Here is a 15,277-nt window from a genome sequence, read left to right on the forward strand (position 1 = left end):
GGAAAAATAAAATACTAACCTGGGTATTGCGTGAGAGGGAACGGTAGTATTTTTCTTATTTCTGAATTTCTTGCTTTTCCTGAAGTTCCTGTATCATTTGAGTTAACTCTTCGGCGGGCAGCGGACGGCAATAAAAATAACCTTGAATTAATTCGCAATTCTGATTTCTCAGAAAATCCAGTTGTGCTTGTGTTTCAACACCCTCGGCAACAATTTTTTTGTTGAGCGCATGCGCCATAGCGGCAATTGTGGCTGCAATGGTTCCACCGCTGCCATCATCCTGGATTTTACGTACAAAAGACATGTCGATTTTTAATGTATCAAAAGGAAGTTGTTCCAGATACGACATTGAAGAATAACCTGTTCCGAAATCGTCGATTGAAAGCTGTACACCCAGTTGCTTCAATTTGTGAAGAACATCGAGAACAACCTTGGTGTCGTCCATCATCACGCTCTCGGTAATCTCAAGTTCAAGACAATGTGGCTGCATAGCATTGTCGCTTAACACGGTTTCAACCGATTTTAAGAAATCAGGATGATAAAATTGTTTAACCGATACATTAACAGCCACATAATCTAATGAAATTCCCTGATTGAGCCATGTGCGATATTGTGCGCAGGCTTCAATTAATACAATCCGGCCGATTTCTGCTATCAATCCGGTTTCTTCAGCGAGACTGATAAAGTATCCTGGTGAAACAAGTCCTTTTTCTGGATGATTCCAACGGATTAGTGCTTCAGCTCCACGTGGCAGATTTGTCGTTGGATCATATTGTGGCTGATAATGAAGCACAAATTGTTGTTCAGAAATCGCGCGTCTTAGCTCTCGTTCGATAGTTGCTCGTCTGACTACTTCCACATTCATGTTTTCTTCAAAGAAGATATACTGATTTCCAGTTTTTGCCTTTGCTCGATACATGGCAATATCGGAGTTGCGCATTAAATCGGCAATGTTGGCGCCATCATGCGGGTAAACGGCGATGCCGATGCTGGCAGCTACAACATTTTCTTCTCCATTGATGATAAATGGCTTGGTCATTGAATTGATTATTTTATTTACCACCGAGACAATTTTATGCTCGGAATCGATCTGACTAAGGATGATGGCAAATTCATCACCTCCGAGTCGCGCGATCGTATCGCTTTCTCGGATACATTTTTGTAACCGTGAGCCAGCATCACACAACAATTTATCTCCAGCGGAATGCCCAAGGCTATCATTTATTTTTTTGAAATTATCAAGATCGATATAAAGAATGGCGAATTTTTCTTCTTCACGCCGGGTTTGTGCAATTTCCTTTTGCAACTGTTCTGTAAAGAGAAAACGATTCGGTAGTCCTGTTAAATTATCTATGCGTGCTTGTCGAATGAGTAACTCTTCCCTGTTCTTGGTAAAAAGAGCTACGGCTATCCGATCTGTATAATCCCGGATACGTTTTATTTCATCGACCTTCCAGTGACTTGCGATTGAAAATCCCAAAGCGATAAACCCAACTGTTTGGTCTTTCCAATTAAGAGGAAGTAGAAAAATATGAGGACTGACCATGTTGATCTTATTGATCTGTATCTGTTGCCGAATTAATTCATTATCAGTCCAGATTCCTTCTGGATTATGCGTAAGTAATTGTCGCAGATTGTCTGATAACACGCGGGAATGGCGATGCAGTTGCTTGCTGTTACCATCTATCATATAGACGTGCATTTGTTTCAGTGAATCATCATGTATTACTGAGATACTGGCAAAATGCACGGTAGTGATTTTTTGCAAATGAATTAAAACATCGTTGGCAATTTTTTCAATATTAAGAGTCGATAATATTTCGCGGTCAATTTTTGAGAGTGCGGCGAGTGTTTCGAACTGATCTCCTAATTTTTCACCCATGATGTTGAACGATGAGGCCAGTTCTCCGAATTCATCGGAACTGGTTATATCCACTTTGGTTCTGAAATCATGATTACCAAGACGGCGGGTGCCATCAATTAGCTGTTCCAGAGGAACCAGAACGCGTCGAATCTGCATCATGCTGAACAATAAGATCAAAAGTACTGAGAGAATGACGCTGCTCCAAAAAATAGTATTGAATTTCTGCAACGAATCGAGCGCTTCAGCTTGTGGTTGTGTTACAACCACAAGCCAGCGAGGTTTGAAAAATTTGGGTTGGAGAAAAATCTCATGATAGCTGGCTATGTATTTTTCTGCATTATCTTGCCAGGTAAAATCTCCTTTGTTAGTCCGCGTGTGCTCCTTAATTTGTTGAGTTGTAGGGTAAGTTTCGGAATGGGTGCAAAATATATTTAAGTAATCGTTATTGTATACACAAAGGTTTATGTCCAGGATAAACGTGCTCGGATCTCCCCACAGATAATCTGGAATTATTTCTGCGATTAGAATTCCACTTTCAGGAGCTGATGTGTTGTGCGCCATCAAAATAAAAATTTTAATGTCTGGACCATTTTTTTTTGTTAGGAGTAAAGATCCGCCATTGAGTATATGCTCCAAAGCACCGGCATTGAGTGATATCTCTTCGATTTCATTGCCAAACAGCGTGATCGTGTCATTTGAGGGTAAACGAAGTACGAAATTACGAATTTTCTCACTTAACTGCGTCTCGAGGTTGATTGACAGTTTTTCTTCTGTTAGACGTTGTGAAATTTCCTTTAACGTTTGATCCAGTAACAACAATCTTTCATAGATCGATGTTTTGTAAATAGCGCTGACGGAATTCAGGCGGGCATGGGCTTGTTTGACCAGAAATCGACTGGATTCCCAGTAGGATAAGAAGGCTAGAAATAATATGGGAATAAAGGCTGATAAGACAAAAAAAGCCAGCATTCTACGGGCAACTTTACTGCGGAGAAATTTTCTCTCAAATTTCATCGTCAGAAAAATTTAAAAGCCGGAAGCCGGGCCAATATACCGTCCATTACTTGCTCTGATAATATCATCGCGACTTACTTGTGCGGTTAATGGTGAAGCGCTTTGGCCGTCTTTACCCATGCTGTATAAATCGAAATCCGAGTTAATGGGAACTAAGTTGTGGTCTTTACGAGCTATCCCTGTTGATTCTTTAATAGTCGGATTTGATAGATTGAGATATTGATAAGGATTTCCCCACGGATCGAGAATTTTATCTGCGCCAGCTTCAACCAATGAAGGGGGGTATTTATTATTGCTGATATAGCACCTTTCAAGCAATCGTTCAATATTTTGAATATCTGTAGTTGCTTGTATCATGGTAGCTTTATCCCGATAATTCTCGTATGCTGGCATGGCAATGGTAGCAAGCACGCCGATGATGACTAAGGTAACCAATAACTCGATTAACGTGAAGGCGCGTTGGGTGAATAGAATTTCTGACCAGTTAGGGGCACTTGTGCTTAGGCTTTCTTTGTAGTCTGCAAAATTCTGATTTAATTTTCTTTGGTGTGCATTGATGTGCATTGGTGTGCATTGGTGTGCATTGGTGTGCATTGGTGTGTATTGGTATGCGTTGATGTGTATTGGTGATTTATTTATTACGATCAAATGTTGGAAATATTTAGATTTAGAAGGAATAGAGCTTGATAACTAGTTTTATTCTAAACAGATGGATTGATTCCTTTGTATTACTAGCAAGCTAGGATTTAATGGAAGAAATTGTTGTGTGAGAGGGACTGCCAATTGGATTCTTGGCGAGTGAAATCAAATTAGCGGTTATATCGCTGCTATGTTATAGAGATGTATGGGTAAACGTATGGGTAAACATTAATTACGTCATAATCAGGAGAAGAGTAATGACTGAACAGAACGAGGCGCCGATCGCGAATAAGGCGGAGGCAGCCGGAGGCCAGGTAATGCAGGTCAATGTCAGGATGCAACAAGGTGAGCATACCGGTCAGCCGTTATATTCTAATTTTGCTTCGGTTCAGGGGGGGCAAGGAATTGTTATTGTAGATTTTGGCTTCCTTGATCCTCAGACCATGCATACGCTGAATCGATTGGTGCGTTCGGGCGAGAAAGTGCCGAATACCGTCGGAGCAAGAATGTCGTGCCGGATCGTTCTGAGTATTGAAGCTGCACACAATTTAGCGCATCAACTGAATCAATTGCTGCAAAAAAAATAGCGGGAAGTTTCTAATTTTATGTTTGGGTGATTGGTGTTAAGAGCGGGTGCGCAGTTTAATGGGTCGTTGAAAAACTAACTGCATTGCCGCTGTGGTGTTAAAAACAAGTTCAGAATGCTCATTTTTTAGGCATAAACTGCACTTTTTACCTGTTTTTGTTTTGCATCAGCTACTCCTGACGCGTTTTTCAACGACTTGTTAATGTGATTAATATTATTTAATTGGAGAAACACATGACTGACGAAAAAGAAATTTTGACTCAGGATAAAAGTGAGACGACACAAAAAACGACGAAGAAGGTTAGTATCAAGATGTTGCCGAATGAACTTGCAGGACAGCCGCTATATTCTAATTTCTCAACCGTGAATGCTGGGCAGGGTGTTGTGCTTGTCGATTTTGGTTTTCTTGATCCGCAGAACCTGAATATTTTGAATCAAATGGCTATATCAGGCGAAAAATTGCCGGATGTGATCAATGTGAAATTATCCAGCAGGATGGCGGTTAGTGTTGATACAGCCCGTCATTTATCGCAGCAGCTTAATCAATTACTTAGTGCAAAGCCTCCAGAAGCAGTTGTGCACAGTCAGCAAGATACGAATGAGGAAAATACGAATGATCCACCGGTATCGACTGATTCAAATGCGGGGGTGGATGGCCTGGATACCCAGAAAAGTGATAAAGGCGGTTTTCGATTTCCCTGGTCGAAGAAGACACACTAACCATCAACATCAATTCAAGTCAATCAGACAATTTGAAACTGGGGTTCGTCTGATTGACTCAAAAATCAAAACTGAATAGTGCACTACAACTTAGTCACTCTTTTTACGCAGTGGAATTCTCTTAAATAGCGGTATGAGAAGTAATCCGATGAGTGTTCCGATCAGCATCGTTCCATAAGTTTGAAAATTATCGTTTGTGAATTCAGTAATTTGCTTGACTATGGCATTTTGCTCAGCTTTGTCTGACACTTTCGGCAGATCTTCCGCTTCGTAGATGTCGTTGATAGTGTAAGCTGTCAAACCCGGAATACTTGGAATGTCTTCTCCGCCTTTCCCCACCACTAATTGCGCTTTCATGCCTTTTTCCATGTGATGAGAAATATCGCAATGTACCAAGTAGGTTTCATCGGCGCCCGGTACGATAATTGTGCCGGATACGGTTTTAGGACCGGTGACTTCCAGATGGAACATGCCATATTTATATAGATATTTAGGTAAGCCGTGCATCATAAATTGATGGCGGACACTATCCTCGTTAATAAAATGCCAGGTAACTTTCGCGCAGGGTTTCACGTGCCACTGTTGCTGATCAAATGCGAAAGCAGTGCCAGGAAATTTTGCGGCATACTTTCTGCCGGCGCGTACCGTAATCTCAATTTCTTCCGAAATGCTTTGACAACTGCTGGGAAGTTTATCCAGGTTCTGTCCCATGATCATGGTGCCCTCGTGGTCCATGATATGGTCATCATGATCCATGTGGTGATGGTGATGGAGGTCACCATGTTCCGTAGCTTGGGTATCGGTATCATGAGCACTGTGATCAATATCGTGTTCATGGCCATGATCGGTATCATCAGCACCATGCTCAGCTGCATGACCGGTTCCTTTGCTGATGCTATGGCCGCTGTGATCATGTTTATCCTGATTCATGCTATGTCCGCTATGGTCATCATGCGCATCATGATCCATGTTGTGACCGCTATGGTCATGCTGATCGTGTTCGCTGGGTTTATCTTGCTGTTGTGCAATTGCCTGCGCATTGAAAGCAAGGATGCCAGCAAGCAAGAAAATAATTGTTGTAGTCTTAGCCATTATTGGTTGCTCCCTTTGGGGCTTTTTAGGCGTGCAATCGCTGCTGTGGTGCTTTGCTTAATTTGCCCCCATTTGGCGAAAATTAAATAGATCAGAAGCCCTGCCAATAAACCGTAGAGTATATTGAGCAACGAGGTTTGTGTCGCAGCATCAAGACCAGTACGTTCACCAGGGGATCCTAGACTTGCCCACTCATCGAGATCCTGCCAGATGGGTAGTCTTCTTTCGAAGTATTCCTTAGTGAAATAGTTATTCAGATCAATGCCAAAATGACTCACTTTCGGCATGCCGTCTTTACCCAAATAGGATGTATAGACAATTGAGCTCATACTGCCGCTTTCGGCCATGCCATCCGTGGTGATTCCTTTTTCCCGGTGATCGTGAATCAGCCAGTCGCCCTCGCCGTAGCTGTGCTTGCCATCATTGACGGTCTCCAATTTCAGATCAATACGTTGTGCTGGAGCTATATCAAACACGTCGCGCATGATCTGAGCCATCGGATTATGCTCGACACCGTCATAATGCGTGATCGTGGCATGGTGGCCGTGCGTGTGGACGGCAATCTGCTCGCCGCCACTGTTTAGCAAACGTAATTTGATTTTTTGATCCGGCTCAACAATGATGAGCGATTCCCTGAGCGTATAAGGGAATGACAGGCCATTCAGAGTAAAATAGTCTTCGGTTGAATCGGTAATGTCATAACGCCGGTTCATATCACGCGCAATGAGTCTGGGGTCGTTATGTTTCTGAATGATCTCTCCTAACTGCTTATCCATTGCGTGATAGTGCAGATCATATTCCTGATCGAATTGCTCGCGCACGGCGACGGAGGGATGCCGAACATGACCCGCGCCGATATTTAAGGTTTGTAGCCAGTTATTTGGTTTGTTTTCTTCCACGATAATCATCCCCGCCAGTCCCATCGCCAAATGCGTATGCGTTTGCACGTGGCAGTGGTAAAACATGGTTCCTGGTTGGCGTGCCTGGAATTCATAGACGCGGCGTTCGCCAGGCATCAGTTCTACTTCGCTGGTCTGCGGTACGCCGTCTTGACCCCCATGTTCGCCGTGTGAGAATGGGTGATCAACGCCGTGCAGGTGAAGGCTGTGCGGAAAATAGTGCGTGTTTTCCACTACGATTTGCACGATATCACCGACTTCAACGCGAATGACCGGTGAAGGCAGTCTTAACAGCGGGTTGGCGCGGATGCTCTCAAAATTCTCAGTCGACATGCCGCTGGCTTTGGGGGAAAAAACCCATGCGCCGGGCTGTGTGCCGGGAGCAATATCAAAGGTTGGAAGCACTCCGGGAAAATCCGGCGTTTTGCCGTTTAGTTCCATGATTTCCAGTTTAATGATAATCCGGTCAGGGTCACCATCGCCGTCCAGATCATCGGTTTTAATGATGGCATCGGGTGAAAGCCCGGTTTTCATCAAGGTATCCATCGAGATATTATTGGTTCCTTTGACCGCCGCTACGATCCACGCGGGGTTATCCGGGCTGCAACCTGGGGATGCTTCGATTTTGACACCTTCAATTTCCTGGGCTTCGCGCCATGCGGCAGAGATGATTGGGTCGCACATTGGTTCACTGGTTAACGCGGCTGGATCAACTTTTATAGTTTCAGGTAACTTCAAGGATGCCTGAGCATTGACTGCTACCGACATCATGCAGAAAGTCAATATGGCAATAAAAATATGGATAGGCATATTAATGCACCTTTAATTTTCTAGTATTAAAAATAAATATGGCTGATCGAATTATGCAGTATTGAGCGATTGACACCCGTTTCAGTAGTCAGGATTAATCTGATTGAACAGATCTGTAGGTGCAAACACTCCACTGTATATCTGTAGGTAGGTAAAATAATATAATGAGGAATATCTTATCTTCATCTATGCAATACTTCTACATTGTCCGTCAAGCTATCATCATAATCATTATACAGAACCCTATTATGCTTTTGTGGTTTTTCCATAACTGATGGATGCTAAATTTATAACTTATTGAGCAAATTGTTCGAGTGACGATTCCTATTTTTTTGACATTTCTGAATCATTCTTGTTTCTTGTCGGCTATGCAGATAGTTTTACAGCGACTTGTTAAAAGAGGGAAGACTCATTTTTTTCACTATGGGCTAGCGTGTTTTATGTTGTTGGGCTGTGGGAGCAATGAGCCAACTCAGCCAACAGCCAAAATGGATCCAGCCATTGTGGTGACATTTATGGTTGCTGAGCCAGTCAATATGCCCATGAACATTGAAACAATCGCGCAAACTGAGGGCGCGAAGGAAATTGAAATTCGCCCGCGTGTCGGTGGAATTATACTCCAGCGCGTGTATAACGAAGGGGCGGCGGTTGAGGCCGGGCAGCCGTTATTTTTAATTGATCCTGAGCCTTTTCAAAATGCCTTGAACGAGGCTGGAGCCGTGTTGCGCGAGCAGGAAGTCCGCGTATTGCGTGCCCAAAGGGACGAAGATCGCCAACGGCAACTGCTGGCTGAAAACTTTGTCAGTCAGCGCGCTTATGAATTGACCGCAGCAGATCTTGCGATTGAGGAGGCCGCCCTGCAAGCTGCAAAAATCCGTGTGCAACAAGCGCGACTTAATCTTTCCTATACTACGGTTAAAGCCCCTGTTAGTGGCGTGACCGGACGTTCACAATTTTCCGAGGGGGCACTGGTGTCAGCCAATAACAGCTTGCTGACAACGTTGACGCAATTGTCTCCAATATGGGTGCGGTTTAGCTTCTCTGATAATGAAGTGGCTAGATTCGGTGGGCATTTGAACGAAAAAAATGTGCGTAGTGTGCGGATGATTCTTCCGGATGGATCTGAATATCAACAAGAAGGCAGGATCAATTTTGCCGCCAGTAAAATTGACCCAATGTTAGGCACGCAGCAATTACGTGCTACTTTTGACAATACCGATCAGCGTATACTGCCCGGTCAATTTGTGCGGGTCAGGGTTATCGCCGGGGAATCCGAGACTGTATTCAGAGTCCCGCAGGTTGCGGTCTTGAGTTCGGATTTTGGGCGCTTTGTTTACGTTATCGATGAGCAAAATACTGTCATACAGCGTACTGTTGTTGCAGGCGACTGGATCGGCAAGGATTGGATCATTCTGGATGGATTAAATGCGGGAGATCGGGTAGTCGTGGATAATCTGATTAAATTGTCACCGGGTAAAATTGTCGACCCTCAATTACGAGACGCAGCATCTTCTCCACGTTCCAATATGTCATCTTGATAATCAGCAATTCAACCTATGGCTAGATTTTTTATTGAGCGGCCAATTTTTGCATCGGTTCTGTCGATCATTATTGTACTTGCAGGATTGGCAGCTGCCATGCAATTGCCGATTGAGCAGTATCCAAGGATTACGCCACCAACGGTCATTGTGACCGCGAATTTCCCCGGAGCCAGTGCCGAAACCGTTATTAAAACAGTAGCTGCACCGATTGAAGAGAAGCTCAGTGCGATTGAAGGATTGCTGTACTTTAATTCCAGCGCTGATTCGAGCGGGCGCTTAACGATTACCGTCACGTTTGAGATTGGTACCGATATCGATCGTGCTACTTTCAATGTCAGCAATGAAGTGAATACTGCCCTGGCACGTCTGCCTGATGAAGTCAGGCGCACTGGCATTACCATCCAGAAACGCACTAATGATTTGTTGCTGGTTTTTGCGGTGACTTCCCAGGATCCCCAGCACACAGCGCTATTTCTAAGCAACTTTATCACTAATAATATTCTGGATGACGTCAGGCGTGCGCCGGGTGTTGGCGAAGCTAGAATTTTTGGCGCCCAGGACTATTCCATGCGGATTTGGCTGCGGCCGGACAGAATGGCGCAATTGGGCATCACAACCAGCGATGTCGCAAGCGCCATCCGCGCGCAAAATACGCAACCAGCGGTGGGAAAAATAGGGCAGGAACCGGCATTAGCCGATCAACAATTGGTTTATACCGTTACTGCAAAAGGCCGGTTACTAGAGCCCGAACAATTTGAGAATATCATTTTGCGATCGGATGGGGCACGAGGAGTGCTTTATCTAAAAGATGTTGCGCGGATTGAACTGGGAGCACAAGACTATGCGACCCGGACTTTACTGAATGGACAGCCCGGTTTGGGCATCGGTGTTTTTTTACGTTCTGGTGCTAATGCACTGGATACGGCCGCGGCGGTTAAGGCCAAGATGGATGAGCTGAAGCATTATTTTCCTGAAGGGGTGCAGTACGTTGTTTCGTACGATATCAGCGTGTTTGTCAAAGCCTCCATCTGGGAAGTGGTGAAGACTCTGGGAGAAGCCATGCTGCTGGTCGTTCTGGTGGTTTATCTATTTCTGCAAAGCTGGCGTGCCACGCTGGTACCCATCATCGCCATTCCGATTTCCTTAATTGGCACGTTTGCCGGGCTCTGGTTGTTAGGTTATTCGATTAATACCTTGACACTGTTTGCGATGGTGCTGTCGGTCGGCATTGTGGTCGATGATGCGATTGTAGTGCTGGAAAATATCGAACGCTTAATGACGCAGGAGAAGCTATCACCCATTAATGCTGCGATCAAAGCGATGCAACAGGTATCCAGTGCTGTAGTGGCGATGACCATGGTTTTGGTTGCTGTTTTTATTCCGGTTGCTTTCCTGGGCGGCATAGCTGGAGAACTGTATCAACAATTTGCGGTAACGGTGGCTGTGGCAGGCGTCATTTCAGGTATTGTGGCGCTGACATTAACGCCAACCTTGTGCGCCTTTTTACTTCGGCCCACGCATCGTCAATCGGTTTTTTTTACCTGGTTCAACACGTACTTCGAGCATGTGCGCAGATTTTATGTCGGCATGGTCGGTTTAAGTCTGCGCCATTCAATCAGATGTCTACTAATTTTTGTGTTAGTTATTGCGGGGCTGATTTATCTGGTGAAGCATATTCCGGAAAGTTTAGTTCCTGCGGAAGATCAAGGTTTTGTAATTGCGGCTGTGATCTTGCCCGATAGTGCTACGCTGGCAAGGACCGTCCAAACAGCCGATGCCATTGTTGCCGAGTTGGGTAAGGAGCCTGCCGTGATTTTTCAGTTTGCAGTGAATGGGCTGGACTTCATTGGCGGTGGCAACAAAACGAATGTGTCGACTATATTTCTGCGCTTGAAAGATTGGTCGGAACGCACGATCAGTGCCGAAGAAACGGTGCAAAAGATATTTCAAGTAGGCGCAGAGCAACCGGATGGTCTGGCAATCGCTTTTAATCCACCGGCCATACGGGGATTGGGTAGTACCGGCGGATTTGAATTGTTTGTGCAGAGCCGTGCAAGTTCTGATACTGCGCAGTTGGCCGCGGTGGTGAATGAATTCATGCAAGCATTGCGAGACGAGTCAAGACTGGCGACGGTGAACTCATTTTTACGCTCGTCGGTACCGCAATATTTTATCGAAGTGGATGAAGCTAAAGCCATTGCGCAAGGGGTTGCTATCGCGGATATTTATGACACGCTACAAAGCACCATGGGAACATTTTATGTGAATGATTTTAATCGCTTTGGGCGAACCTATCGGGTGCAATTGCAAGCCGAAGCCGCGTTCCGCATGAAAGCGGAGGATTTGGGAAAAGTATACGTGCGTTCGGAATCCGGTTTGATGATTCCTCTGTCAGCTTTGAGCACAGTCAAACATATCGTCGGTGCGGAGCAACTGGAACGGTTCAATGGTCTGCTGGCGGCGAAAATCATGGGAAGCGGTGCCCGTGGTGTCAGTTCCGGCGAGGCCATTGCACTGGTCGAAAGCATTGCAGCCGCAACCTTGCCGGAAGGCTATCAAATTGCCTGGACCGGCGCCGCATTTCAGGAAAAAAGATTGGGCTCGGCGGCGATCTTCGCCTTTAGTCTTGCGGTCGTGATGGTTTTCCTGATTCTGGCTGCGCAATTTGAAACTTGGGCGTTGCCTGTAGCCGTCATTATGGCGATTCCGTTTGCGATGCTCGGTGCATTAGCCGCAATTCTACTGCGTGGAATGCCCAATGACATTTATTTTCAAATCGGGATGGTGACGTTAATCGGATTGACGGCAAAGAATGCGATACTGTTGGTTGAATTTGCCAGCCAGAGGATGAAACAGGGCGTTGATATTACACAGGCAGCGATTCAATCAGCACAACTGCGTTTCCGTCCGATCGTAATGACTTCAATGGCATTTATATTAGGCGTGGTTCCGCTGGTCATTGCCACCGGCGCCGGCTCAGCAGCGCGGCAATCGATGGGAACCGGTGTTTTTGGCGGCATGATCATGGCAACCACCGTCGCCACTATTTTTGTGCCGTTATTTTTCTCCTGGTTTGTGCGCAAACACGAACCTAAACAACCTGAGATTCAACCCAACATAACGCACAAGCCACAACGATCTGAAAATTTTGACAGGGACGATCAAGATTGACGGGCCACGAGTAAAGATTTTCCAAGCAATAAAGATAGCCACACACAAAAATGGCGCATTGCCATTTCCTCTCAGAAAGTATCAGCAATAGCAATAGCTATCAAAAAAATATCGCATTACTCAATCTCGTTCGTGGAGATGAAAATTTTTATTTTCATCTGAAAAATGATGCAGCTTTGATTTATATCAATCTTGCGCTGCTCAGAACAATTTGATATTTCACATAATGTTATTTTATTGATGAGTTGATTTTAGAAAAGGAATTTTTATCATGGCAGCCTTCAGTATCAATTTATCCAATCTCAATGGCAGCAATGGTTTTCGTTTGGATGGAGTGGCAGTGGATGACAGATCGGGTTGGTCAGTCAGTAATGCAGGAGATGTCAACCGCGATGGATTTGATGATTTGGTAGTTGGTGCTGATACAGCTGATCCAAACGGTAGATATTCAGGCTCCAGTTACGTAATCTTTGGCCGCAGCAGCTTTGTGGATGACTTGGATTTCCAGGGTACGCCCGGAGACGATAATTTCACCGGCACCCGGGCGGAGGAGCGCTTTAAGGGCGAGGCGGGCAATGATCGCCTGATTGGCCGTGGCGGTGCGGATTGGTTCGATGGTGGCTCGGGTAACGATTACATTCGCATCTCGGACGACAGTTTTGAATGGGCCGACGGCGGTTCGGGTGTCGACATTCTGGGACTGGCCGGAAGCGGTTTTAATCTGGATTTATCCAGCGTGATCGATAAAATTCACGGGATTGAGATCATCGCTTTGTATGGTGTCGGGGATAATTCGCTGGCCTTGACTGCGCAGGATGTGATCGATTTGTCGGGTACGACTAATACTCTCAAGGTTAAAGGCAACGCCGGAGATAGCGTGGTTGGGCTAAGCAGCGGTTGGACGGATGGCGGTGTTCACGGCAATTTCCATACTTATATGCAAGATGATGCGGTGCTGTTGGTTGGCGTGAATGTGACGACAGATTTTGCTTAAATTTTAACAGGCCGCTTGAGAATTATCCGTAGCGCCTTCGGTGCCACCGGAAACAGGTCAGAGAGCTTGTGCTTTCTGGCCTGTTTTTGCATGGTAACTATCTGCATTGAATGCGTTTTTCAACAGTCTTCTGCTATATTTTAAGCGCCGCTTGGGCTTCTGTAAAACCTACACATACAATCAGAATTATCTGTATTTACATAAAATAATTTTTATGTCACAGTGTCTGATCTCATCAAGAATATTCATAAAAGTAATTTAAATTAACGACTTATAGTATTTAGAGAATGCCCTGTCGGCAAATCGCTTTTATTGGGGAATTTAGAAAAATGGCAACAACGACCAGTATCAATTTATCCAGTCTAGATGGCAGTAACGGTTTTCGTTTGGATGGCAGAGCACCAGACCAGACGGGTTTTTCGGTCAGCAACGCGGGTGATATTAATAGTGATGGTTTTGATGACGTGATCGTGGGAAGTTCCGGTGTATATGCATATTCATCAAGTAATCTCAGTTACGTGGTATTTGGTAAAGAATCCGATTTTAGTGCCACGGTGAATCTGCCTGATCTTGACGGCAAAAACGGCTTTCGTTTGGATGGAGTACCGGACGGATTTCAGGATTCTATAGATCATTTAGTCAGTGGCGTAGGAGATATCAACGGTGATGGCTTTGATGATTTTGCTATTACTGAGAGTTCATTTTTCGACGAAACCTATATTGCAAATAAGAGTTATGTTGTGTTTGGTAAGGAAGCCGGGTTTAATGCCATGATGGATTTAGGCAGCCTTGACGGCGATGATGGTTTTTCTGTTTTGAGTAACAGTATAATCTTATCGGTTAAAGGTGCAGGCGATATCAATGGCGATGGCCTCGATGATTTGATAGTAAGTGATGGCCAACAGAATTTCGATTACATGACCTACCACGAATTTAGCTACATAGTATTTGGCAAGCCAACAGGGTTCGGTGCATCGCTGGATTTATCAAACCTTAATGGTAGCAACGGTTTTCGTCTGGAAAAAGATACGGGGTATTCTCGTAATGAGTCAGTTAGCACTGCGGGGGATGTGAACGGCGATGGCTTTGATGATTTTATTGCTGGTGGTGGGGGCCTCGATAGCTATGTGGTGTTTGGTAAGGCATCGGGATTTGATGCCTCTTTGCATCTAAGCAATCTTAACGGCAGTGATGGTTTTCGGCTGCATAGCGGCGAGGGGGTGATTTCTGCAATTAGCAGTGCGGGGGATGTCAACGGCGACGGGTTCGATGATGTCATTATCGGTGCTCACGGAGCAGATCCAAACGGAAGAGACTCTGGTTCCAGTTATGTCGTATTCGGAAAAGCTTCAGGGTTTGAAGCTGCAATAAATCTATCTGATCTTAGCGGAGTCAATGGGTTTCGTCTGGATGGTGTGGCTGCGGATGATGAATCAGGCCATTCAGTCAGCGGTGCGGGGGATGTCAACGGCGACGGGTTCGATGATGTCATTATCGGTGCTCACGGAGCAGATCCAAACGGAAGAGACTCTGGTTCCAGTTATGTCGTATTCGGAAAAGCTTCAGGGTTTGAAGCTGCAATAAATCTATCTGATCTTAGCGGAGTCAATGGGTTTCGTCTGGATGGTGTGGCTGCGGATGATGAATCAGGCCATTCAGTCAGCGGTGCGGGAGATGTCAACGGCGATGGGTTTGATGATTTGATTGTGGGTGCTCCATATACTAGCTCCAGTTACGTAATCTTTGGCCGCAGCAGTTTTGTCGATGACGTGGATTTCCCCGGCACGCCGGGAGACGATATTTTCACCGGCACCAAAGCGGCGGAAAGCTTTGAGGGTGGAGAAGGAAATGACCGCATGATCGGCCGTGGTGGTGCGGATTCATTCGATGGCGGTACGGGCAACGATTACATCCGCATATTGGGCGATGACTTTCTGTTAGTTGACG

9 protein-coding genes and 1 pseudogene are annotated in these 15,277 nt (G+C 45.3%); 6 read left to right on the forward strand and 4 right to left on the reverse strand.

The window, feature by feature from the left end:
* Positions 1-55 precede the first annotated feature (55 nt).
* Together QZV86_RS08410 and QZV86_RS08415 are read right to left on the reverse strand one after the other, a co-directional pair.
* Positions 56-2,878, reverse strand: a complete 2,823-nt coding sequence (locus tag QZV86_RS08410) for an EAL domain-containing protein (RefSeq protein ID WP_295626163.1) — start codon at positions 2,876-2,878, stop codon at positions 56-58.
* A 12-nt stretch (positions 2,879-2,890) separates the two neighbouring features.
* Positions 2,891-3,472, reverse strand: coding sequence for a prepilin-type N-terminal cleavage/methylation domain-containing protein (locus QZV86_RS08415; protein ID WP_295626166.1), 582 nt, complete (start codon positions 3,470-3,472; stop codon positions 2,891-2,893).
* 302 nt (positions 3,473-3,774) lie between these two features.
* On the opposite strand from QZV86_RS08415, the gene QZV86_RS08420 reads away from it, so the two are divergent.
* Positions 3,775-4,104, forward strand: a complete 330-nt coding sequence (locus tag QZV86_RS08420; protein ID WP_295626169.1) for a DUF3467 domain-containing protein — start codon at positions 3,775-3,777, stop codon at positions 4,102-4,104.
* Between the two features lie 233 nt (positions 4,105-4,337).
* Positions 4,338-4,823, forward strand: a complete 486-nt coding sequence (locus tag QZV86_RS08425) for a hypothetical protein (protein ID WP_295626172.1) — start codon at positions 4,338-4,340, stop codon at positions 4,821-4,823.
* 90 nt (positions 4,824-4,913) lie between these two features.
* Here QZV86_RS08425 and QZV86_RS08430 read toward each other — a convergent pair whose 3' ends face one another.
* On the reverse strand, positions 4,914-5,915 hold the full coding sequence (locus QZV86_RS08430; RefSeq protein ID WP_295626174.1) for a cupredoxin domain-containing protein: 1,002 nt from the start codon (positions 5,913-5,915) through the stop codon (positions 4,914-4,916).
* Complete coding sequence (locus QZV86_RS08435; protein ID WP_295626177.1) at positions 5,915-7,624, reverse strand: multicopper oxidase domain-containing protein; 1,710 nt, start codon at positions 7,622-7,624, stop codon at positions 5,915-5,917. Before QZV86_RS08435 ends, QZV86_RS08430 begins: the two co-directional genes overlap by 1 nt.
* 488 nt (positions 7,625-8,112) lie before the next feature.
* Between QZV86_RS08435 and QZV86_RS08440 the strand changes: the two genes are divergently transcribed.
* The 4 genes and pseudogenes from QZV86_RS08440 to QZV86_RS08455 form a co-directional block, all read left to right on the forward strand.
* Positions 8,113-9,162 (forward strand): efflux RND transporter periplasmic adaptor subunit, encoded by a 1,050-nt coding sequence (locus QZV86_RS08440; RefSeq protein WP_295626179.1) that lies wholly within the window; start codon positions 8,113-8,115, stop codon positions 9,160-9,162.
* Between the two features lie 18 nt (positions 9,163-9,180).
* A complete protein-coding gene (locus QZV86_RS08445; protein WP_295626182.1) occupies positions 9,181-12,336 on the forward strand; it encodes an efflux RND transporter permease subunit in 3,156 nt (1,051 codons plus the stop codon).
* Between the two features lie 286 nt (positions 12,337-12,622).
* Positions 12,623-13,330: pseudogene (locus tag QZV86_RS08450) on the forward strand (hypothetical protein); the annotation flags it as partial.
* Positions 13,331-13,659: 329 nt separating this feature from the next.
* Positions 13,660-15,277: integrin alpha (locus QZV86_RS08455; RefSeq protein WP_295626185.1), on the forward strand; the 1,618-nt coding region annotated here is incomplete at its 3' end.

The organism is uncultured Nitrosomonas sp., assembly GCF_902826915.1.
Classification (GTDB): domain Bacteria; phylum Pseudomonadota; class Gammaproteobacteria; order Burkholderiales; family Nitrosomonadaceae; genus Nitrosomonas.